19 protein-coding genes are annotated in these 20,513 nt (G+C 63.4%); 8 read left to right on the forward strand and 11 right to left on the reverse strand.

From position 1 onward, the window contains the following. Positions 1–77: 77 nt before the first annotated feature. Genes KI241_RS15045 through KI241_RS15070 form a run of 6 tightly spaced genes read left to right on the forward strand, consistent with a single transcriptional unit; the run spans position 78 to position 6,135 of the window. Positions 78–2,999: a monovalent cation/H+ antiporter subunit A gene (locus KI241_RS15045; protein ID WP_212802667.1), complete on the forward strand. Its 2,922-nt coding sequence runs from the start codon at positions 78–80 to the stop codon at positions 2,997–2,999. Further along, positions 2,999–3,343: a Na+/H+ antiporter subunit C gene (locus KI241_RS15050; protein WP_003180540.1), complete on the forward strand. Its 345-nt coding sequence runs from the start codon at positions 2,999–3,001 to the stop codon at positions 3,341–3,343. Before KI241_RS15045 ends, KI241_RS15050 begins: the two co-directional genes overlap by 1 nt. Next, positions 3,340–5,025: a monovalent cation/H+ antiporter subunit D gene (locus KI241_RS15055; RefSeq protein WP_212802668.1), complete on the forward strand. Its 1,686-nt coding sequence runs from the start codon at positions 3,340–3,342 to the stop codon at positions 5,023–5,025. Before KI241_RS15050 ends, KI241_RS15055 begins: the two co-directional genes overlap by 4 nt. Beyond that, positions 5,022–5,510: a Na+/H+ antiporter subunit E gene (locus KI241_RS15060; protein WP_042730571.1), complete on the forward strand. Its 489-nt coding sequence runs from the start codon at positions 5,022–5,024 to the stop codon at positions 5,508–5,510. The genes KI241_RS15055 and KI241_RS15060 overlap by 4 nt, the downstream gene beginning before the upstream one ends. Next, positions 5,507–5,785: a K+/H+ antiporter subunit F gene (locus KI241_RS15065; RefSeq protein ID WP_024780040.1), complete on the forward strand. Its 279-nt coding sequence runs from the start codon at positions 5,507–5,509 to the stop codon at positions 5,783–5,785. The genes KI241_RS15060 and KI241_RS15065 overlap by 4 nt, the downstream gene beginning before the upstream one ends. Then, the gene (locus tag KI241_RS15070) at positions 5,782–6,135 is read left to right on the forward strand and encodes a Na+/H+ antiporter subunit G (protein WP_042730572.1); all 354 of its coding nucleotides are present in this window, start codon (positions 5,782–5,784) and stop codon (positions 6,133–6,135) included. The genes KI241_RS15065 and KI241_RS15070 overlap by 4 nt, the downstream gene beginning before the upstream one ends. Before the next feature lie 224 nt (positions 6,136–6,359). Here the strand turns inward: KI241_RS15070 and KI241_RS15075 are convergent, their stop codons facing one another. The 3 genes from KI241_RS15075 to KI241_RS15085 all read right to left on the reverse strand — a co-directional run bounded on the left by KI241_RS15075 (position 6,360) and on the right by KI241_RS15085 (position 8,579). Next, a complete protein-coding gene (locus tag KI241_RS15075; RefSeq protein ID WP_042730573.1) occupies positions 6,360–6,797 on the reverse strand; it encodes a DUF3995 domain-containing protein in 438 nt (145 codons plus the stop codon). A gap of 134 nt (positions 6,798–6,931) precedes the next feature. Beyond that, entirely contained in the window at positions 6,932–7,942 is a 1,011-nt protein-coding gene (locus KI241_RS15080) for an ABC transporter substrate-binding protein (protein WP_047738866.1), read from the reverse strand. 187 nt (positions 7,943–8,129) lie between these two features. Then, a complete protein-coding gene (locus KI241_RS15085; RefSeq protein ID WP_042730575.1) occupies positions 8,130–8,579 on the reverse strand; it encodes a hypothetical protein in 450 nt (149 codons plus the stop codon). A gap of 425 nt (positions 8,580–9,004) precedes the next feature. On the opposite strand from KI241_RS15085, the gene KI241_RS15090 reads away from it, so the two are divergent. Together KI241_RS15090 and KI241_RS15095 are read left to right on the forward strand one after the other, a co-directional pair. Beyond that, positions 9,005–9,241, forward strand: a complete 237-nt coding sequence (locus KI241_RS15090) for a hypothetical protein (protein WP_152622935.1) — start codon at positions 9,005–9,007, stop codon at positions 9,239–9,241. A 94-nt stretch (positions 9,242–9,335) separates the two neighbouring features. Next, the gene (locus KI241_RS15095; protein WP_042730576.1) at positions 9,336–9,572 is read left to right on the forward strand and encodes a DUF2789 family protein; all 237 of its coding nucleotides are present in this window, start codon (positions 9,336–9,338) and stop codon (positions 9,570–9,572) included. A 187-nt stretch (positions 9,573–9,759) separates the two neighbouring features. Here KI241_RS15095 and KI241_RS15100 read toward each other — a convergent pair whose 3' ends face one another. From KI241_RS15100 to iolD, 8 genes are all read right to left on the reverse strand, one after another. Beyond that, positions 9,760–11,364: a methyl-accepting chemotaxis protein gene (locus KI241_RS15100; protein ID WP_047738869.1), complete on the reverse strand. Its 1,605-nt coding sequence runs from the start codon at positions 11,362–11,364 to the stop codon at positions 9,760–9,762. A gap of 170 nt (positions 11,365–11,534) precedes the next feature. Then, positions 11,535–11,939, reverse strand: coding sequence for a TraR/DksA C4-type zinc finger protein (locus tag KI241_RS15105; protein ID WP_003202859.1), 405 nt, complete (start codon positions 11,937–11,939; stop codon positions 11,535–11,537). Between the two features lie 327 nt (positions 11,940–12,266). Beyond that, positions 12,267–13,289 (reverse strand): ABC transporter permease, encoded by a 1,023-nt coding sequence (locus KI241_RS15110; protein WP_042731369.1) that lies wholly within the window; start codon positions 13,287–13,289, stop codon positions 12,267–12,269. A gap of 142 nt (positions 13,290–13,431) precedes the next feature. Next, a complete protein-coding gene (locus tag KI241_RS15115; protein ID WP_042731370.1) occupies positions 13,432–14,985 on the reverse strand; it encodes a sugar ABC transporter ATP-binding protein in 1,554 nt (517 codons plus the stop codon). An 80-nt stretch (positions 14,986–15,065) separates the two neighbouring features. Then, on the reverse strand, positions 15,066–15,992 hold the full coding sequence (locus KI241_RS15120; RefSeq protein WP_042731371.1) for a sugar ABC transporter substrate-binding protein: 927 nt from the start codon (positions 15,990–15,992) through the stop codon (positions 15,066–15,068). A 336-nt stretch (positions 15,993–16,328) separates the two neighbouring features. Then, entirely contained in the window at positions 16,329–17,381 is a 1,053-nt protein-coding gene (locus KI241_RS15125) for a Gfo/Idh/MocA family oxidoreductase (protein ID WP_212802669.1), read from the reverse strand. A gap of 137 nt (positions 17,382–17,518) precedes the next feature. Continuing rightward, the gene (locus KI241_RS15130; RefSeq protein WP_212802670.1) at positions 17,519–18,529 is read right to left on the reverse strand and encodes a Gfo/Idh/MocA family oxidoreductase; all 1,011 of its coding nucleotides are present in this window, start codon (positions 18,527–18,529) and stop codon (positions 17,519–17,521) included. Positions 18,530–18,556: 27 nt separating this feature from the next. Beyond that, positions 18,557–20,488 carry a 3D-(3,5/4)-trihydroxycyclohexane-1,2-dione acylhydrolase (decyclizing) gene (gene iolD / locus KI241_RS15135; RefSeq protein ID WP_212802671.1) on the reverse strand — a complete coding sequence of 644 codons (1,932 nt, stop codon included), beginning with the start codon at positions 20,486–20,488 and terminating at the stop codon, positions 18,557–18,559. Positions 20,489–20,513 lie beyond the last annotated feature (25 nt).

Below are 20,513 nucleotides of genomic sequence, written 5' to 3' on the forward strand. Positions count from 1 at the left end.
TCTGCGACACCCTCGCGGTTGGTGATCCGGGTCAGGGCACGTATGATCCTTGAGAACCTACCGCCGAATAGAAGCCTATGTCACTGATAGTTCTATTGCTTTTGCCCTTCATCGGCAGCTGTGTCGCGGCACTGCTGCCGCATAACGCCCGTAACGCCGAATCGCTGCTGGCAGGCCTCGTGGCCCTGGTCGGCACCGTGCAGGTGGCCTTGTTGTACCCGCAGATCGCCGACGGCGGTGTGATCCGCGAGACCTATTCGTGGCTGCCGAGCCTGGGCCTGGACTTCGTCCTGCGCCTGGACGGCTTCGCCTGGCTGTTTTCATTGTTGGTGCTGGGCATCGGTACGCTGGTGTCGTTGTACGCGCGCTACTACATGTCGCCGGACGATCCGGTGCCGCGCTTCTTCGCGTTTTTCCTGGCGTTCATGGGCGCCATGCTCGGCCTGGTGATCTCTGGCAACCTGATCCAGATGGTGTTTTTCTGGGAACTGACCAGCCTCTTTTCCTTCCTGCTGATCGGCTACTGGCACCATCGCGCCGATGCCCGCCGTGGCGCCTACATGGCCTTGATGGTGACCGGGGCCGGCGGCCTCTGTCTGTTGGCCGGGGTGATGCTGCTCGGCCATGTCGTCGGCAGCTATGACCTGGACAAGGTCCTGGCCGCCGGCGAACTGATTCGGGCCCATGCCCTCTACCCCATCCTGCTGGCGCTGATCCTGATCGGCGCCTTGAGCAAAAGCGCACAATTCCCCTTCCATTTCTGGCTTCCCCACGCCATGGCCGCGCCCACGCCGGTGTCGGCGTATCTGCACTCGGCCACCATGGTCAAGGCCGGGGTGTTCCTGCTGGCGCGCCTGTGGCCGTCGCTGTCGGGCAGTGAAGAATGGTTCTACATCGTCGGCGGCGCCGGTGCCTGTACGTTGCTGCTGGGCGCCTATTGCGCGATGTTCCAGAATGACCTCAAGGGCCTGCTGGCCTACTCCACCATCAGCCACCTCGGGCTGATCACCCTGCTGTTGGGCCTCAACAGCCCACTGGCGGCCGTGGCGGCGGTGTTCCATATCCTCAACCACGCCACGTTCAAGGCCTCGCTGTTCATGGCGGCCGGGATCATCGACCACGAAAGCGGCACCCGCGACATCCGCAAGCTCAGCGGCCTGGTCCGGTTGATCCCGTTCACCGCGACGCTGGCCATGGTCGCCAGCGCGGCAATGGCCGGGGTCCCGTTGCTCAACGGCTTTCTGTCCAAGGAAATGTTCTTCGCCGAGACGGTGTTCATTTCCGCCACGGCCTGGGTCGAACTGGCGCTGCCGATCATCGCCACCATCGCCGGGACCTTCAGCGTCGCCTATTCTCTGCGTTTCACCGTGGACGTGTTCTTCGGCCCCGCCGCCACCGACCTTCCCCACACCCCCCACGAGCCGCCGCGCTGGATGCGCGCACCGGTGGAACTGCTGGTGTTCACCTGCCTGCTGGTGGGGATTTTCCCGGCCCAGGTGGTCGGTTCCCTGTTGGCGGCGGCGGCATTGCCCGTGGTGGGCGGCACGCTGCCCGAGTACAGCCTGGCGATCTGGCACGGCCTCAATGCGCCGATGATCATGAGCCTGGTGGCAATGTCCGGCGGCATCGTGCTGTACCTGCTGCTGCGCAATCAGTTCAGGCTGGGGCACATCAAGCACCCGCCATTCATTGGCCGGCTCAGCGGCAAGCGCCTGTTCGAGCGCTGCCTGGTGTTGATGATGCGCCAGGGCCGGCGCCTGGAGCGGCGGATCAGCACCCGTCGCCTGCAAGCCCAATTGTTCTGGCTGGTCCTGGCCGCGCTGCTGGCGGGGCTGATCCCGATGCTGCACAGCTCGCTGGTCTGGGGCGATCGGCCGAAGATCCCCGGCTCCATCGTGTTCGTCACCCTGTGGGTGCTGGCGATCGCCTGTGCCGTGGGCGCGGCCTGGCAAGCCAAGTACCACCGGCTGGCGGCCCTGACCATGGTCAGTGTCTGCGGGCTGATGACCTGCGTGACCTTCGTCTGGTTCTCCGCCCCCGACCTGGCCCTGACCCAACTGGTGGTGGAAGTGGTGACCACGGTGTTGATCCTGCTCGGGCTGCGCTGGCTGCCGCGACGGATCGAAGACGCCTCGCCGTTGCCCAACAGCGAACGCCGCGCACGCATTCGCCGCCTGCGGGACTTGTTGCTGTCCATCGCGGTGGGCGGCGGCATGGCGTTGCTGTCCTACGCGATGCTGACGCGCCAGACGCCCAACGACATTTCCTCGTTCTACCTGAGCCGGGCCCTGCCCGAAGGCGGCGGCAGCAACGTGGTGAACGTGATGCTGGTGGACTTCCGCGGCTTCGACACCCTGGGGGAAATCACCGTGCTGGTGGCGGTGGCGCTGGCGGTGTTCGCCTTGCTGCGACGTTTCCGCCCGCCGAAGGAAAGCATGCAGTTGCCGGCGCAACAACGCCTGCTGGCGCCGGACGTGGTCACCGACCTGGTCAACCCGCGCCAGGCCAGCGACACCGCATTGGGCTTCATGATGGTGCCGTCGGTGCTGGTGCGCCTGCTGCTGCCGATTGCCCTGGTGGTTTCGTTCTATCTGTTCATGCGTGGCCACAACCAGCCGGGCGGCGGTTTCGTCGCCGGATTGGTGATGTCGGTGGCGTTCATTCTCCAGTACATGGTGGCCGGCACCCAGTGGGTCGAGGCCCAGATGAGCCTGCGGCCGTTGCGTTGGATGGGCACCGGCTTGCTGTTCGCCACCGTCACGGGCCTGGGGGCGATGGCCGTCGGCTACCCGTTCCTGACCACGCACACCTGGCACTTCAACCTGCCGCCGCTGGGTGACATTCACCTGGCCAGCGCCTTGTTCTTCGACATTGGCGTATACGCCGTGGTGGTCGGCTCGACCCTGTTGATCCTCACCGCCCTGGCCCACCAATCGGTGCGCGCGCACAAACCGGGCCTGCAGGCCAAAGCCGCCCCTCTCAAAGGAGCCACTGCCTGATGGAAGAAGTCATCGCAATCGCAATCGGCGTGCTCGCCGCCTCCGGTGTCTGGCTGGTACTGCGCCCCCGGACCTTCCAGGTGGTCATGGGCCTGTGCCTGCTGTCCTATGGCGTCAACCTGTTCATTTTCAGCATGGGCAGCCTGTTCATCGGCAAGGAGCCGATCATCAAGGATGGCGTACCCCAGGACCTGTTGCACTACACCGACCCGCTGCCCCAGGCCCTGGTGCTGACCGCCATCGTGATCAGCTTCGCCATGACCGCGCTGTTCCTGGTGGTGCTGCTGGCGTCCCGGGGCCTGACCGGCACCGACCATGTGGACGGCCGGGAGCCCCGGGAATGACGTTGACGCCGCACCTGATCGCCGCCCCGATCCTGTTGCCGCTGCTGACGGCGGCGTTGATGCTGATGCTCGGCGAGAAACACCGACCGCTGAAGGCGCGGATCAACCTGTTTTCCAGCCTGCTCGGCCTGGGCATCGCCGTGTTGCTGCTGGCCTGGACCCAGGGCCAGGACCTGCCCGCCTCCATTGGCGTGTACCTGCCCGGCAACTGGCAGGCACCGTTCGGCATCGTCCTGGTGGTCGATCGTCTGTCGGCGCTGATGCTGGTGCTGACCGGGTTCATCGGCGTCAGCGCCCTGCTGTTCGCCACGGCGCGTTGGGACCGCGCCGGCGCCAGTTTCCACGCGCTTTTCCAGATCCAGCTGATGGGCCTCTACGGTGCCTTCCTCACAGCCGACCTGTTCAACCTGTTCGTGTTCTTCGAAGTGCTGCTGGCGGCGTCCTACGGCTTGATGCTCCACGGCTCGGGACGGGCGCGGGTGTCGTCGGGCCTGCATTACATCTCCATCAACCTGCTGGCTTCGTCGCTGTTCCTGATCGGCGCGGCGCTGATCTACGGTGTCACCGGCACCCTGAACATGGCCGACCTGGCGTTGAAGGTGCCTTTGGTGCCGGAAGCCGACCGCGGCCTGCTGCACGCCGGGGCCGGCATCCTCGCGGTGGCATTCCTGGCCAAGGCCGGCATGTGGCCGCTGAACTTCTGGCTGGTGCCGGCCTACAGCGCGGCCAGTGCGCCGGTGGCCGCGCTGTTCGCGATCATGACCAAGGTCGGCGTCTACACCATCCTGCGCCTTTGGACCCTGCTGTTCTCCGGCCAGGCCGGCGCCTCGGCGTACTTCGGCGCCGACTGGCTGATCTACGGCGGCATGGCGACCATCGTCTGCGCGGCCATCGCCATCCTGGCGGCCCAGCGATTGGAGCGCATGGCTAGCCTGAGCATCCTGGTTTCGGCCGGGATCCTGTTGGCGGCCATCGGTTTCGCCCAACCGAACCTGGTGGCCGCGGCGCTGTTTTACCTGGTGAGCTCGACCCTGGCGCTCTGCGCGTTGTTCCTGCTGGCCGAACTGATCGAACGCTCGCGCTCGGCCAATGAACTGGCCTTGGAAGACGATTTCGACAGCTTGCCGCGCCCGCTGGAATCCTTGCAGCCGCCCAAGGGCATCAACCTCGATGACGAGCAGAAAGCCGTGGTCGGGCAAGTGATCCCCTGGACCATGGCGTTCCTCGGCCTGAGCTTCATTTTCTGTGCACTGTTGATCATCGGCATGCCGCCGCTGTCCGGCTTCATCGGCAAGCTGGGCCTGCTGAGCGCGCTGCTCAATCCCCAAGGGCTGGGGGCCAGCGCCGAGACGCCTGTGTCGAACCAGGCGTGGGGCCTGCTGGCACTGCTGATCCTGTCCGGGCTGGCCTCGCTGATCGCGTTCTCGCGCCTGGGCGTGCAACGCTTCTGGACGCCACAGGAACGACCGTCGCCGTTGCTGCGGCCCTTCGAATGCCTGCCGATCATCGTGCTGCTGGGCCTGGGCATCGCCCTGACCTTCAAGGCCGAGCCGCTGCTGCGCTATACCCAGTCCGCCGCCCAGGCGCTGAACAACCCGGAACATTACGTGATGTCAGTGCTGGCCACCCGTGCCATCCCCAGCCCCGAGGCGCGCGCCGCGACGCTGGAGGTGCAGCCATGAAGCGCCTGTTCCCTGCCCCGTGGCTGTCCCTGGCACTCTGGTGGTTGTGGCTGGTGATGAACCTGTCCCTGAGCCCCGGCCACTTGTTGCTGGGAGCCGCGCTGGGCTTCCTGGCCCCGCTGATGATGCGCCCGTTGCGCCCGCGGCCGATCCGCATCCGCCGACCGTGGGTGATGCTGCGGCTGTTCCTGCTGGTGGGCCGTGACGTGCTGGTGTCCAACCTCGCGGTGGCCTGGGGCGTGCTGAACGCCGGTCGCCGTCCGCCGCGCTCGCGCTTCGTCAAGGTGCCGCTGGACCTGAACGATGCCAACGGCCTGGCCGCGCTGTCGATGATCACTACGGTGGTGCCAGGCACGGTCTGGTCGGAACTGGCCCTGGACCGCAGCATCCTGCTGCTGCATGTGTTCGACCTAGACGACGAGGCGGCCTTCATCGCGCACTTCAAGGCCACCTACGAGCGCCCATTGATGGAGATTTTCGAATGAGCCCGTTGCTGTCCAACGCGATTCTCCTGAGCCTGTTCCTGTTTTCCCTGGCGATGGTGCTGACCCTGCTGCGGCTGTTCAAGGGGCCGTCGGCGCAGGACCGGGTCCTGGCCCTGGACTACCTGTACATCGTGGCGATGCTGATGATGCTGGTGCTGGGCATCCGCTACGCCAGTGACACCTATTTCGAGGCGGCGCTGCTGATCGCCCTGTTCGGCTTTGTCGGCTCGTTTGCCCTGGCCAAGTTCCTGCTGCGTGGCGAGGTGATCGAATGAACGTGGAGTTATCGATGTGGATCGAAATCCCGGTGGCGATCCTGCTGGTGCTCGGCAGCCTGTTCGCCCTGGCCGGCGCCATCGGCCTGGTGCGGCTGAAGGATTACTTCCAGCGCATGCATCCGCCGGCCCTGGCGTCCACCCTGGGGGCCTGGTGCGTGGCGTTGGCCTCGATCCTGTACTTTTCGGGGCTCAAGTCCGGGCCGGTGTTGCACGCCTGGTTGATCCCGATCCTGCTGTCGATCACCGTGCCGGTGACCACCCTGCTGCTGGCCCGGGCGGCGCTGTTTCGCAAACGCATGGCGGGGGATGATGTGCCGGCGGAGGTGAGCAGTCGCCGTGAGGGCTAACGGGTATTTCGAGCGAACGCCTTTGTGGCGAGGGGATTTATCCCCGCTGGGTTGCGGAGCAACCCCAAAGCCTGCCACCTGTGTACATCCGATTGACCACGTTCAGCCGTTATAAGGGCCGCTTCGCGCCCCAACGGGGATAAATCCCCTCGCCACGGTGATGCCTTCAGTCGCCCTCCAGCGGGAGCAAGCTCCCTCGCCACAACAGTGTTGCAGCCTTGTCCTCAGACCCACGCCACTGCCAGCAACCCGGCCCCGAGCACCACGCACAACGGCGAATAGATCCAGGTATCAAGCCTGGCAAACGTCGACTCCTTGAACTCCTTGAAGAAACCCACCAGCTCCGACTCGCCGATGGCGCGGGCGAACATCAGCAAGGCAATCGCGCTGATCAGCCATTGCAGCGCCCGGTGCGTGACCGGCGGTGCCAACAGCCCGCCCCGCAGGCTCACCAGAACCGCGATCAACAGCAGCGCCAAGGCCACCAGCAACGTCAACCAGCCCGACGGATCGAACGCCGGTCGCAGCGCTTCGCCGTGCTTGGCCGGCACCTGGGGCACCACCGCCAAAACCGCCCAACGCCCACCCAGGGCCCAATACAAGTGAATCAAGCTGATGGTCGCAAACACTGCGACCAGCGACCGAGCCAAGAAAAGCGTCATTCGCCAGCCCTCCTGAAAAAGGTTGAACAATCATCCTAGCTCGAATTTGGCAATTCGCCGGACGGGCGCAGACTGCCCGTTTGCGGCGAAAGACGCATTGCCCAGGATCAAGAGTTCTAACGGCTGGCCATTCTTTAGAGACTGGCCGCGACTTTGTCCGCCACCTCCTTGGGCAGCCAGGCCTGCCAGACCTGCGGATGGGCCTTGAGGAACGCTTCGGCGGCCTCGCGCGGCGGTGTGCGTTTCTCGCTCATGTCGGCCAGGGCCTTGTTCAATGGATCGATGGGCAAATCGACCTTGGCGAAGAACTCGGCGATGTCCGGGTGTTGCTGCTGGAACGGCGTGGAGACGCCAATCGACAGTTTCGAGGCCAGGGATCGGGTCGGCTTCGGATTGGGGTTGTCGGCATCGGTGAGGGTTTTCCAGGCCTCGGCATCGAACGGCGGCTCCTGCAACTGCACCAGCTTGAACTTTCCAAGCAAGGGCGTGGGTGACCAGTAATAAAACAGGATCGGCTTGCCCCGGCGGATCGACGAGGTGATTTCAGCGTCCAGCGCCGCCCCCGAGCCACTGCGGAAATTCACATAGCTGTCCGTCAGGCCGTAGGCCTTGAGCTTCTGCTTGTTGACCACCTCGGATGTCCAGCCGATGGGGCTGTTGAGGAAACGGCCCTTGTCCGGGCTCTCCGGGTCCTTGAACACGTGCTTGTAGCGCGCCAGGTCCTGGACACTGCGCAAATCCGGCGCCACGGGCTTGATGCCTTTGGCCGGGTCGCCCTTGATGACGTACTCGGGCACCCACCAACCCTCGGTCGCGCCCTTGACCGTATCGCCCAGGGCGACCACCTTGCCCTCGGCCTCGGCCTTGACCCACACCGGGCTGCGGCCGGCCCACTCTTCACCGATGACCTGGATGTCGTTGTTGGCCAGGGCGGTTTCCAGGGTGATGGTGGTACCCGGCAAGGTGTCGGTCGGCAGGTCGTAGCCTTTTTCGACGATGATCCGCAGGATATCGGTGATCAGGCTGCCGCTTTCCCAGTTCAGGTCGGCGAAGTGGATCGGTGCCGAAGCCGCCGACGCCGGAAACGGCGCCCCCAACACAGCCAAGGTGGCCCAGGCAGCCAGCCACTGTCGAACTCGTTTCATGCTTTGCACCTCGTGCCAGATACAGACATAACCGAACGGCCCTGCGTCAGCGAACGCAAGCCTCTGAATAGTTCAGTCAATTGACTGTAGCCGAGGTTCCAGCGGCCCCCTGAGAAACTGCGAGCGAGCCAGGCACAATGGCCACCGCGCACACGGTTTTCGAGGCATTTTCAGCGGTGAAGCCGTATCACTCGCTGGCCTTGAAGGTCACGAGCTCGCCCTTGCGCCATTTGGCGGCCTTGGCGGTGACGGCTTTCAGGGTCTTGGTCAGGCCTTCCTGCAATTGTTCGTGGGCGGCGAACACCGTCACCACGCTATGGCCTTCCTTGAACAGGATCGCATGGCCCGCGGGCGTCGTGACGAAGGCATAGTCACCCAGGCCATAGACCGTCAACTTGATTTCGCGAAAGCGGATTTCAAACTTGCCGCCCTCACGACTGGGCAACACCGCCGCGCGAAAATGATCACCGACCTTGAGTTCCAGCCTGGGCTTGTCATCGACCACCAGGGCCGACTCGGTGTCGATTTCGGCGACATAGATCCCTTCCGGGGTCTGCTCGGTGATGTAGACGAAACGCGACTGGAACAGTTTGACCAGTTTTGCCCGCAGGTCACCGAGTACAAACAACGCATGCATGTCCAGATTACTTACTGCCAAGGAAACATCCCCATCTTTGAAAACGGCCCACCCGCTAAAAGGACGGACCACGAGAACCCGTGCCGACTGTAGTGTCGCAATGGACCTGTCTTTGAAATTCGAAATGAACGGCGCACCCCATCCCCGGCCGAGAGCAGACTAAAGGTTGCCGCGCTCGCCGTCTTTCCCGAGGGGGCGTCAGAGGCTGAAGGAAAACGCCACGCTGAGCATCGGAAAAGTGGGACGACTAACTTTAGGGAAATTTCTCACTTAGAAAAGCATTTTTCTGACATCGAGCCCAAAAAAAATTGCTTTAGATAGGCGCAGCCGTCTACACGACACTGCCGATTCTAGAGCAGCCGAAGGCGTGGAGACTACTCGCAGCACTCGACAATTCGTCGGTAAACCCTAGAAAAGGAATTCGCATGGCTATTTTCATCCCGCTCCGGCCCCCTATCGTCCCTTGTGTCGTCGACACAGCCGATACCTTCGACGGTGTCGATTACCTGCCCATTTCGTTGATTCAACCGCGTTATCGAGTTGTCCTGGCCGGAAAGTGTTTCTTTCACATTGAAGAAACATCCACTGGGCGTGTAAGAGGTTTCCGCACCGACCATAACGAGGCCTGCTACCTGGCCAGGCGTCTCGAACAGAGTGCTTGAAGGCCTGATGTCGATCGAACTCCTGGCGCTCGCTTGTCTCTGATAGAAAGAAGCAACCCAGGCGTCATGACGGCGCCCGCCAAAGGAGAACCCCATGGAACAGCCTTCACACGAGCTCAGTACCCTGTTCGACCAACTCGGCCTGCCCTCGGACGGCAAAGCCATCGACGATTTCATCGTGGCCCACCCGCTGGCACCGGAGATCAAGCTGGTGGAGGCCGACTTCTGGTCGGATCAGCAGAAAGCCCTGCTGCGTGAATGGCTGCTGGCCGACGGCGAAGAGGCGGTCCTGGTGGACCAACTGAACGTGCGTTTGCACGACGGTAAATAACCTAGAGGCCATCGGTTGAGCCCCTGTGGCGAGGGGATTTATCCCCGTTGGGCTGCGTAGCAGCCCCTAGGTCACACATTGCGGCGTATCAGGTCGGCTGCAACCAGCCTTTTTGGGGCTGCCTCGCAGCCCAACGGGGATAAATCCCCTCGCCACGGGGTTTTGCGTTTATTCAATAGAGTGAACGTCAACGCGCCTTCTCAGGCTTGTAACCCAACCGCAACCCACCCCAATGACGGCCCTTGACCATGATCGGTACGGAGAGGTCGTGCATCAGTTCGCCCGTGTCGCGGGTGTAGGTCTGCAACAGCACCGGTTGCTGGTGACTGCCGCAGCGGATGCCGGTGCGGTCGGAGAACTTGCGCTTGGTGCGGTTGTTCAGGGTGTCCACCTGGGGATCGCCGGTCAACGGCTGGCTGAACACCTTGTTGTGGGTTGGCACATAGCCTTGCTGGGTGCAGGCGATCGCGAAGACCAGGCCTTCGTGCCGGGCGAGCAACGGTTCCTGGATCGGCGGCAGCACTTGGTCGGTGTAGCGGTCGAAGCGGGTCTGGAACTTGGCGGGCTGGGTATTGGGAATGGCCTGGTAGTTGCGGTCGAACAGGTCATCCAGGCTGACGCGGCCCTGGTCGATATCGGCCTCGAACTGCGCGGCAATCTGGCTCGCCCCTTCCCGTGCCAGGTCATAGACGCGCTGGTGATAGTCATCGAGGCCCACCTCGGCCAGGCGTTCGCTGATGGATTCGGCCTGGCCTTCCATCTGCACCGCCGCCTCGGCCAGGCGCTGGGTCTGCTGGTCGCTGATGGACAGGTCGCCGCGCATTTGCTCGATGGCATGGAACAGGCTGTCGAGCTGCTCGCGGTTGGCGTCGGTGCCCTGGGCGATAGCGCCGACCTGGGTTTCCACGCCTTCGGCGAGCCGGGCAATGTTCTCCAGGTGCTGGCCGGTGTGCTCGACCTGCTGCACGCCGCTGTCCAGGTCATCGGCCAGTTGACGGATCTGCTCCACCACCTGGGCCGTGCGCTGCTGGATGTCCGCGACCATCACCCCAACCTCGCCGGTCGCCGCCGCGGTACGTCCGGCCAAGCCGCGGACTTCATCGGCCACCACCGCAAATCCGCGGCCGTGCTCGCCAGCCCGAGCCGCTTCGATGGCCGCGTTCAGCGCCAGCAGGTTGGTCTGGCTGGCAATCGACTGGATCACCAGGCTGACCCGCTGGATTTCATCGCTGCGCACGCTCAAGGCTTCGATCAACTCGCGACTGTCGTTGGCCCGCTGGCTGAGCTGGTGCATGCGACTGATGGACTCCACCAGCTCGCTGCGCCCGGCCACGCTGCTGCGATGGGCCTCGCTGGCGGCACCCAGGGCCTGCTGGCTGAGGTGTGAAGTCGCCTGTTCGGTGGCAATCATCGATTCGGCGTTGCTGACGATCCGCGCCGCCGCATCGAGTTGCGACTGGACCTTGCCGGCCAGTTGCTTGACCGAATAGGCGACACCGGCGGCCGACAGCGCGTTATGACTGGTGGTATAGGACAAATCGCGAGTCAGCTCGGACAGCCGGTCGGTCGCCGGCGCCTGGACCGTGGCCACCCGCGAGCGCAGGCGTGGCAACCAGACGATGAGCATCACCAACGGCAGGCCCAGGTACAGGGACCAGCCGCCCAGGGTCATGCCACACAACAGCAAGGTCAGGGCAAGGCTCTGCAAGGTCGGCGTCAGCCAGCGTGCCAGGCCTTTCGTCACCGGTACCGAGGCCGGCACCGCACCCGCCAGAGATCCTTCTGTCGCCATGTTCGTCACCCACGCTTATCGTTGTTATGAGCGCATTAAACGCCACTATGGGGCCATTATCCATGGTCCATTAGTCGCGGTTCTTGCATCAGGTCAACGGCAGGGAGGGTGAGATATTGAGCGAAGATCGCAACCTGCGGTGCGCGGTTGCGATCTTTCAAGAGGCGGGATCAGGCCTGGCGCTGGTGCTTGTCGATCTGCTCGTGGCGTTCCTGGGCTTCGATGCAGTACTTGGTGGTCGGGCTGATCAGCAGGCGCTTGAGGCCGATAGGCTCGCCGCTGTCGTCGCACCAGCCGAAGCTGTCATCGTTGATGCGGTCCAGGGCCTGCTCCAGTTGCGGCAGCATGCGCTGGTCACGGTCAATGGCGTTGACCAGCCAGGTGCGCTCTTCTTCTACGGAAGCAGCGTCGGCCGGGTCGGCCGGGGTGTCCAGGCTCTCAATGGCGATTCGGTTCTGTTCGATGCGCTCGTGGGTTTCGACTTTCATGTTCTGCAACAGCTTGGTGAAGAAAGCCAGCTGCTCGGCGTTCATGTAGTCATCCGCCGGCATGGCCAGCAACTTTTCCTTTGTCATTGATATCTCTATAAAAAAACGTGCATTAAGGCGAATTATGGAGCGTCCCGCAGCGCAGCTGCCACGCTCGTCAGGAAGGCGCCGTCTATTCCAAGCGCCACCCGGCACTCAATTTACGAGGGGCGGCAGTCTAAGGCCGAGTGGAGGCCCCAGCAACCGAAAACATAGGGAAAATGTCCGACAACCCCTAGAAATGTTCTCTGACACGCTTTCGGCGGTCATCGGAGTGCGTTTATAACAAGAAATTCGCTGCAATGGCTGTATTAAGAAGACAAATGGCAACGCCACGCGGGTCAGGCGTGGCGCTTTGTCGCATTACAAGGCTGTTTAACGCTTGAGTTTGCGTTTGTTGCGGTACTGATCGATGACCACGGCCACCACAATGATCAGCCCCTTGATGATGTCCTGGATGTAGGCGTCGACACCGACAAAGGTGAACCCACTGGCCATCACCCCGAGAATCAGCGCCCCGATCACCGTCCCGGTGATGCGCCCTACCCCACCCGCCAGGCTGGTGCCACCGATCACTGCCGCCGCGATCGCGTCCAGTTCATAAGACATGCCCATGCCGGCCTGCCCGGTCGCCGCCCGCGCCGAGGCCACCACCCCGGCCAACCCCGCCAGCAGCCCGGCGATGCTGTAGACGATCACCAGGTGGCGCTTGACGTTGATGCCCGAGGTGCGCGCCGCCTGCATGTTGCCGCCGATGGCGTAGGTGTACTTGCCGTACTTGGTGTAACGCAGGGCGATGTGGAAGATCACCGCCACCACCAGGAAAATGATCACCGGCATCGCGCCATGGCCGATGGCCGTGTAGGAGTCCGACAACATGCTCACCGGCTGGCCTTCGGTGTAGTAGCGCGCCAGGCCACGGGCCGAGACCATCATGCCGAGGGTGGCAATGAACGGCGGGATGCCGGTGATGGCGATGATGCTGCCGTTGATTGCCCCGGCCAACAGCCCGACACCGAGCCCGGCCACCACCGGGATCCACGCCGGCAGGTCGGTCAGCGAGGGGAACACCGCCCGGGCGAAGTCCGACGTCTGGGCCAGGCTGGCGGCAATCATTGCCGACAGCGCCAGCACCGAGCCGGACGACAGGTCGATACCGGTGGTGATGATCACCTGGGTCACACCGATGGCCAGCAGGCCGATGATCGACACCTGCAGGATCATCAGCACCAGGCGCTGGGAGTTCATCAAAAAGCTCTGGTCACGCATGATCCAGCCGAACAGCTCGAACACCAGGCCGATGCCGATCAGCACCAGGAAGATGCTCAGTTCCGTCGGCAGGCGTCGGCGCGTCCTGGCCGGTGCGGCGGCGGGTTTGTTTTCCAGTATTGCGTTCATAGCCATTCACCTTTTTTTGTTCTTTGGCGAGGGGGTATTGCTTTTGGGTGTAGCCCCCTGAAAACGGGACCGCTTCGCGGCCCAGCGGGAGCAAGCTCCCTCGCCACAATTGCGCTCGACTTTGTGTTTTGAACGGGCTGCATCAGGACAGGCCCGACGCCAGTTGCATGACCCGTTCCTGACTCGCCTCGCTGCGGTCGAGGGTGCCCATCAGATCGCCTTCGTGCATCACCATGACCCGGTCGCTCATGCCCAGCACTTCCGGCAGCTCGGACGAAATCATGATCACCGCCATGCCTTCGCTGGCCAGATAGGCGATAAGCCGGTAGATCTCTGCCTTGGCGCCGACGTCGATGCCACGGGTCGGCTCGTCGAGAATCAGGATGCGTGGGTTGGTCATCAGCCAGCGGGCCAAGAGCGCCTTTTGCTGGTTGCCACCGGACAAGGTGTCGATGCACTGTTCCAGCGACGGCGTCTTGACCCGCAGCTTCTTGCACATGTCTTCGCACAGGGCGCGCAGGGCCTTCTGCTGGATGAAACCGTTGCCGACGTAATGGGGCAGCACGGCCATCTCCATGTTTTCCAGCACCGACAAGCACGGGAACAGGCCACTGAGCTTGCGATCCTCGGTCAACAGGGCGAAGCCTTTCTCGATGGCCATGTGCGGGTCGCTGATGCGCACCGGCTGGTCGTCCAGCAGGATTTCACCGCCCGTCGCCGGCGTGATGCCGAAAATCGCCTCGGCCACGTTGGTCCTGCCCGACCCCATCAACCCGGCAATGCCGAGGATCTCGCCGGCGTGCAGGTCGAAGGACACGCCCTTGAAAATACCGTCCAGGCTCAGGTCGCGCACCGACAGTACCCGCTCGCCGATGGGCTTTTCCCGCACCGGGAACAACTGGCTCAGCTCACGCCCGACCATCATCGAGATCAGGCTGTCGCCGTCCATGCTGTCGGCCCGTTGCAGGCCGATGTAGGCGCCGTCGCGAAACACCGCCACTTCATCGGCGATGGCGAACACTTCATTCATTTTATGGGTGATGTAGATGATGCCCTTACCCTCGGCCTTGAGGTCGGCAATGATCGAGAACAGGTGGGCCACTTCCGTTTCGGTGATGGCCGACGTCGGCTCGTCCATGATCAGGACGTCCGAGTCATAGGACACGGCCTTGGCGATCTCGACCATCTGTCGCTCGGCGATGCTCAGGTTGCCCACTTGCTCCTCGGGATCGAGGTTGATACGCAGGCGCTCCAGCAACCGGGCGGTGCAGCGATGCATCTCGCCATGGTCGATCATGTGCAGGCCGTTGAGTTGCTCGCGGCCGATCCAGATGTTCTCGGCGATGCTCATGTGCGGCATCAGGTTGAGTTCCTGGTGGATCATCGCGATCCCGGCCTGCAAGGCCGCCAGGGGTGTGTCGAACGTCACCGGCCTGCCCCGCAGGCGCAGTTCACCCGCGTCGGGCTGGTAAATGCCGGCGATGATTTTCATCAGGGTGGATTTGCCGGCGCCGTTCTCGCCCATCAGGGCCAACACGGAGCCTGGACGTACCCGCAGTTGCACATCGGACAGGGCCACCACGCCGGGAAAGCCTTTGCTGACATTGACGACTTCCAGCAGGTACGGTTCGTCAGGTATTACGCCCGGCTGGACACTCATCGCCGGGGTGCTCGAAGCAGTCGCTGAAGCGAACATGATCAGGTACTCCCTCGGCAAGGTCGATGACGCGACCCTGCCTGCTTATTATTGTGGTGGAACCGCGGGGACGGCAGGCCTCACTTGAACTGGTCGACGTTTTCCGGGGTGATCAGGCGATAAGGCACCCACACGGCGGGTTCAACCGGCTGCTTCTTGACCATCTTCACCGCCGTGTCGATCGAGCCGTCGGCCTGCCCTTTGGCGTCCTGGAACACCGAGACGGCCATCTCGCCTTTCTTCACCGCGTTCAGGCCGTCCGGCGTGCCGTCGACCCCGGCGATCAGTACGCTGCCCTTCTCCTTGCCGGCGCCCTTGAGGGCCATGGCGGCGCCAATGGCCATTTCGTCGTTGTTGGCGACCACCGCCTGGAATTCGCGGCCCTGGGTCAGCCAGTCATTGACCAGCGTCATGCCCTTGTCCCGCAGCCAGGTGCCCGTCTGCTCCTGCTCGATCTTGATGCCGGGGTACTTGGCCAGCACTTCCTTGACGCCCTTGGTGCGGTTGGTGGTGGAGTTGTTGGCGAGGTCACCGAGCAGGATCACGATGTTGCCCTTGCCACCCATTTTTTCCGCCAGGTACTGCATCTGCATCCGCCCGGCCTCCAGGTCATCCGAAGCGACGGTGACCACGCCCGCCGGCAGCTTCAGATCGTCGGGGCGCCGGTTGACGTAGACCAGCGGAATGCCGGCGGCCACGGCGGCCTTGGTGATGCGCTGGGTCGCGGCGGTGTCCACCGGGTTGACGATGATGGCGTCGACCTTCTGGCTGATGAAGCTTTCCACCTGGCTCAGCTGCTTGACCACGTCACTGCGCGCGTCTTCGAACTGCAGGCTGACGCCGTCCGGCAGGGATTTGGCTTTCTTGTCCATGGATTCACGCAGGTAGGTCAGCCAGGTGTCATCGAACTGGGACATGCTGACGCCGATCTTCAGGTCCGCCAGGGCTGCGCCGCTGGTGAGCATCAATGACAGGGCCAGCGAGGCGATACGGGTCTTGGTCTTCATGAACGGTCTTTCTCCACTTTTTTGTTGGTTTTATGGATAAGGCGTAGCGGATCAGGAGCGCGGCAAGCGCACGATGGGCGCGCCGGGGATGCAACAGACCACGGCGCCCTTGCGCTGGATGCACAGGGACCCGAAGAGGGATACGACAGAGGACAGGCTTGGCAAGTGAAACGCAGAGCGGCTGAAGGTTTTCATCGACGGTACCTGGCTGTGCTTCTTGTTTTTGTGAAGTCCCCTACCCGTTTAAGACTTGCTTGCTCGGATGGGAACCGGATGTCGGCAACCTGGAAATGACTTTATTGGAAAATATTTTCCATATCAACTTGTTTTAGAATTTTATTCGTTTTTTATTCCATGGCCTACGGGCGGGGACATCACCACCACCTGCCCCTGCTCGGCACTCTGCCGCGCAGCGTCCAGAATGCGCGTGGTCGCCAGGGCATCGCGGGCCTGCACCGGTAACGGCCCGCCCCCTTGCAGGGCACTTTGCAGGCGCTGGTAGAACGTCATCCAGCAACCGCGTTCCGAGGTCACCCGCTCCCGCTCGTTGCCGTGCTCGAACCAGCCCCAGCGCCGATGTTCCTCGGCGCCCCAGCGTTCGCCCGCGCTGGCCGGGCTCAATCCGGCCAGCGCCTGGGCCTCCTGGCCATCCAGGCCGTCGACGGTGTAGCAGCCGTGGGTGCCGCTGACCCGAAAGCGTGGGCGCGGGGCGTTTTGCAGGCAATGGCCGCTCAGGTGTGAAACGACCCCACCGACATGGGTCAGGGACATAAAGAAGCCATTGTCGAAAACCTGGCCGGGCGTTCGGTAATCCAGCTCGGCGTAGACTCGCGCCACCGGCCCGAACAGTTGCAGTGCCTGGTCCACCAGATGGCTGCCGAGGTCGCGCAGGAATCCGCCGCCGCTGCCTTTACCCACCGACGAAGGCGAGTAACGCTCGACACTGGACTCGAAGCGCATGACCTGGCCCAGGGCACCGGAGGCCAGCAATTTGCGCAAGGTCAGGAAGTCCGAATCCCAGCGACGGTTCTGGTACACGCTCAACGGCACCTTGCCCCGCTCGGCCGCCACTACCAGCGCCTCGGCCTCGGCCGCGTCACGGGCAAATGGCTTGTCGCTGACCACCGCCACGCCGTGCTCGATGGCTTGCATCACCACCGCCGGACGACTGTCCAACGGCGTAGACACCACCACCGCGTCGACCCCCGCCGCCACCAATTGCTCAAGCGTGTCAAACGCGCGGGCGTTCGGGTAGTCGCCTGCCAGTTGCGCACGCCGCTCAGCCGAGCGCGTGACCACGCCGACAAACGTCGCCCCCGGCAAACTGCTGATCAACGGCGCATGAAAAAACCGCCCTCCCTTGCCGTAGCCGACCAGTCCGATTCGCATGAAACCCCCTTGAAAGTCATTGGATAAACATCGACCCTGTGGGAGCGGGCTTGCTCGCGAAGGCGTAGTGTCAGTCGACATCAATGTTGAATGTGCCGCCGTCTTCGCGAGCAAGCCCGCTCCCACAAGGATTGGGGTTAGCCGTAGAAACGCGGGCGCTCAGGCAATTCGATGGGAACGATCTGCCCGCTCTGCTGCGCCTGGATGCAGGCATCGGCCGCCACCGCCGCCGCGAAGCCGTCCCAGGCCGATGGCCCGCCCACCTGGCCGGCGCGCACGCCGTCGATGAAGGCTTGCAGTTCGACGTCGTAAGCGGCGATGAAGCGGTCCTTCCAGTCCATCAGGATCGCGTTGGACAGCTTGGCCTCGCTGCGCAGTTGCACCTGGGACGGTTCCGGCAGCTTGGCGATGCCCGTCTCCCCCACCACTTCGCACTGGATGTCGTAGCCGTACTGGCAGTTGACGAACACTTCCACGTCGATGCGGGTGCCCTTGACGGTTTCCAGCAACACGACCTGCGGGTCACGCAGGTGGGCCAGGGCCTTGCTGGTCTTGCGCGGGAACACCACTTGCACCGAAACGTAGTCATCGGCCAACAGCCAGCGCAGCACATCCAGCTCGTGAATCAGCGTGTCGGTGATTGCCATGTCGGTCTTGTAGTTCTCGCCGACCCTGGGGTTGCGGTGGGCACAGTGGAGCATCAGCGGTTCGCCGATCTGACCGTTGTCGATCACCGCCTTGAGGGCCCGGTAGCCTTCGTCGTACGGCCGCATGAAGCCGACCTGTACCAGGCGTGTGCCGTGGGCCACCTCCGCGTCGACGATCCGGCGGCACCCTTGGGCGGTGACCGCCAGGGGCTTTTCGCAAAACACCGGCTTGCCGGCCGCAATCGCCGCCAGCACGTATTCCTCATGGCTCGGGCCCCAGGAAGTGACCAGGATCGCCTCGACATCCGGCGCCTTGATCAGGGCGTGCCCGTCCGGGTAGACCTCGGCGGTCAGGTTCAAATCCGCCACCACCTTCGCCGCCTGGGCAAGGTTGATGTCGGTCACCGCCACCACCTGGCTATTGAGCAACGTCTGGCTGCACCGCCGGATATGGTCCTGGCCAATGGCCCCAGTGCCAATGACGCCCAGTTTCAAAGACATGTGGAACTCCTTATTCGGTTGAGGCAGTTAATATTGGCGAGCTTCGGCCAATCGTTCATTGAGGGCTTTGGCGGCGGCGTCGGTGCGGGCGCTGGTGGACACTTGCGCCACGCCGACCCGCCACCAGGACAGGTAGCTGTGGATCATGGTCTTGGGCAGGACCTTGATGTCGATCAGGGTGGACACAGTCTGCAACCGTGCATCGGCCAGGGCCGCGTGCAGTTCGTCAAGGGTGCGGACCTTGTAGGTCTTGCAGCCGTAGGCCGCCGCGCTCATGGCGAAGTCCACCGGGACGAAACCGCCATTGAGCTTGCCGGTGTCCGGGTTACGGAAACGGAACTCGGTGGCGAAGCTGTCCATGCCGTTGCCCATCTGCAGGTTGTTGATGCAACCGAAGGTCATGTTGTCCAGCAACACCACGTTGATCTTGCGCCGCTCCTGGATCGAGGTGGCCAGCTCCGAATGCAGCATCATGTAGGAGCCATCGCCCACCAGCGCGTACACCTCTTTATCCGGCTCGGCGAGTTTCACCCCCAGCGCCGCATTCACCTCATAGCCCATGCACGAATAACCGTATTCGAGGTGATAGGTGTTCACCCCCTTGCTGCGCCAACTGCGCTGCAAGTCACCGGGCAAGCTGCCGGCGGCGGCGACGATGATCGCGTCATCGGCGAGGCTTTCGTTGAGGGTACCCAGCACGCGACTCTGGGTCAGGCAGGAGCCGGTAAGTTCGATGAATTCGCGAAACACCGCCGGGTCCAGGTGATCGCGCACCTCCGGGACGAAATCCTCGACCTGGTAATCGGCCTGGTAGACCCGATCCACCTCGGCGTCCAACCGGGCCTTGGCGTCGGCGACTTGGCCGCCCCATTCGGCGCGATAGTCGCCGAGCACGCCGGCCAACGCCTCCAGGCCCACGCGCGCGTCGGCCAGCAACTGCACGCCGTCGAGCTTCACCGCATCGCACGGGCTGACGTTGAGGTTAAGGAATCGCACGCCCGGCTGGCGGAACAGCCATTTGGAGCCGGTGGTGAAATCGCTGTAGCGCGTGCCGATACCGATGATCAGGTCCGCCTCCGCGGCCAGCAGGTTCGCCGCCAGGCAACCGGTTTCGCCCACACCTCCGACGTTCAGCGGATGGCTGGAGACCACCGCGCTCTTGCCGGCCTGGGTTTCGGCGAACGGAATCTGGAAGCGTTCGGCAAACGCCTGCAAGGCGGCATTGGCCCCGGAATAGCGCACGCCACCGCCGCAGATGATCAGCGGCCGACGCTTGCCCTTGAACAGCGCCAGGGCGTCGTCGAGCATCGCCTCGGTGGCCGGGCGACGGTCGATCCGGTGTACGCGCTTTTGCAGGAAGTAGTCTGGATAATCGTAGGCCTCGGCCTGCACGTCCTGGGGCAGCGCCAGGGTCACCGCGCCGGTCTCGGCCGGGTCGGTGAGCACGCGCATGGCCTGGATCGCGGCGCTCATCAGCTGCTCGGGGCGGTTGATGCGGTCCCAATATTTGCTCACGGCCTTGAACGCATCGTTGGTGCTGATGCTCAGGTCGTGGAACTGCTCGATCTGTTGCAGCACCGGGTCCGGCTGGCGGCTGGCATAGACGTCACCGGGCAACAGCAGCAATGGAATGCGATTGGCCGTGGCCGTGGCGGCAGCGGTCAGCATGTTCGCCGCGCCGGGGCCGACCGACGAGGTGCAGGCGTAGATCCTGCGCCGCAGGTGCTGCTTGGCGAACCCGATGGCGGCATGGGCCATGCCTTGCTCGTTGCGGCCCTGGTGCACCACCAGATCGCCGGCGTCCTGCTCCAGCGCCTGGCCCAGCCCCAGCACATTGCCGTGGCCGAAAATGGTAAACACCCCGGCGACGAATTTGCTCTGAACACCATCGACCTCGACGTACTGGTTATCGAGGAATTTCACCAGGGCCTGGGCCATGGTCAGTCGTGTTGTGGTCATGCTTGCACCTATCCTGGAATGCAAA

It is taken from the genome of Pseudomonas sp. Cab53 (genome assembly GCF_018325965.1).
GTDB lineage: Bacteria > Pseudomonadota > Gammaproteobacteria > Pseudomonadales > Pseudomonadaceae > Aquipseudomonas > Aquipseudomonas chlororaphis_E.

Excerpts from the sequence above, each read along its gene's own strand:
- KI241_RS15080 (WP_047738866.1), bottom strand. The coding sequence starts at position 7,942 with ATGAAACGAGTTCGACAGTGGCTGGCTGCCTGGGCCACCTTGGCTGTG.
- KI241_RS15045 (WP_212802667.1), top strand. The coding sequence starts at position 78 with ATGTCACTGATAGTTCTATTGCTTTTGCCCTTCATCGGCAGCTGTGTC.
- KI241_RS15060 (WP_042730571.1), top strand. The coding sequence starts at position 5,022 with ATGAAGCGCCTGTTCCCTGCCCCGTGGCTGTCCCTGGCACTCTGGTGG.
- KI241_RS15100 (WP_047738869.1), bottom strand. The coding sequence starts at position 11,364 with ATGGCGACAGAAGGATCTCTGGCGGGTGCGGTGCCGGCCTCGGTACCG.
- KI241_RS15055 (WP_212802668.1), top strand. The coding sequence starts at position 3,340 with ATGACGTTGACGCCGCACCTGATCGCCGCCCCGATCCTGTTGCCGCTG.
- KI241_RS15115 (WP_042731370.1), bottom strand. The coding sequence starts at position 14,985 with ATGTTCGCTTCAGCGACTGCTTCGAGCACCCCGGCGATGAGTGTCCAG.
- KI241_RS15095 (WP_042730576.1), top strand. The coding sequence starts at position 9,336 with ATGGAACAGCCTTCACACGAGCTCAGTACCCTGTTCGACCAACTCGGC.
- KI241_RS15085 (WP_042730575.1), bottom strand. The coding sequence starts at position 8,579 with ATGCATGCGTTGTTTGTACTCGGTGACCTGCGGGCAAAACTGGTCAAA.
- KI241_RS15050 (WP_003180540.1), top strand. The coding sequence starts at position 2,999 with ATGGAAGAAGTCATCGCAATCGCAATCGGCGTGCTCGCCGCCTCCGGT.
- KI241_RS15105 (WP_003202859.1), bottom strand. The coding sequence starts at position 11,939 with ATGACAAAGGAAAAGTTGCTGGCCATGCCGGCGGATGACTACATGAAC.
- iolD (WP_212802671.1), bottom strand. The coding sequence starts at position 20,488 with ATGACCACAACACGACTGACCATGGCCCAGGCCCTGGTGAAATTCCTC.
- KI241_RS15110 (WP_042731369.1), bottom strand. The coding sequence starts at position 13,289 with ATGAACGCAATACTGGAAAACAAACCCGCCGCCGCACCGGCCAGGACG.
- KI241_RS15120 (WP_042731371.1), bottom strand. The coding sequence starts at position 15,992 with ATGAAGACCAAGACCCGTATCGCCTCGCTGGCCCTGTCATTGATGCTC.
- KI241_RS15075 (WP_042730573.1), bottom strand. The coding sequence starts at position 6,797 with ATGACGCTTTTCTTGGCTCGGTCGCTGGTCGCAGTGTTTGCGACCATC.
- KI241_RS15070 (WP_042730572.1), top strand. The coding sequence starts at position 5,782 with ATGAACGTGGAGTTATCGATGTGGATCGAAATCCCGGTGGCGATCCTG.
- KI241_RS15125 (WP_212802669.1), bottom strand. The coding sequence starts at position 17,381 with ATGCGAATCGGACTGGTCGGCTACGGCAAGGGAGGGCGGTTTTTTCAT.
- KI241_RS15130 (WP_212802670.1), bottom strand. The coding sequence starts at position 18,529 with ATGTCTTTGAAACTGGGCGTCATTGGCACTGGGGCCATTGGCCAGGAC.
- KI241_RS15065 (WP_024780040.1), top strand. The coding sequence starts at position 5,507 with ATGAGCCCGTTGCTGTCCAACGCGATTCTCCTGAGCCTGTTCCTGTTT.
- KI241_RS15090 (WP_152622935.1), top strand. The coding sequence starts at position 9,005 with ATGGCTATTTTCATCCCGCTCCGGCCCCCTATCGTCCCTTGTGTCGTC.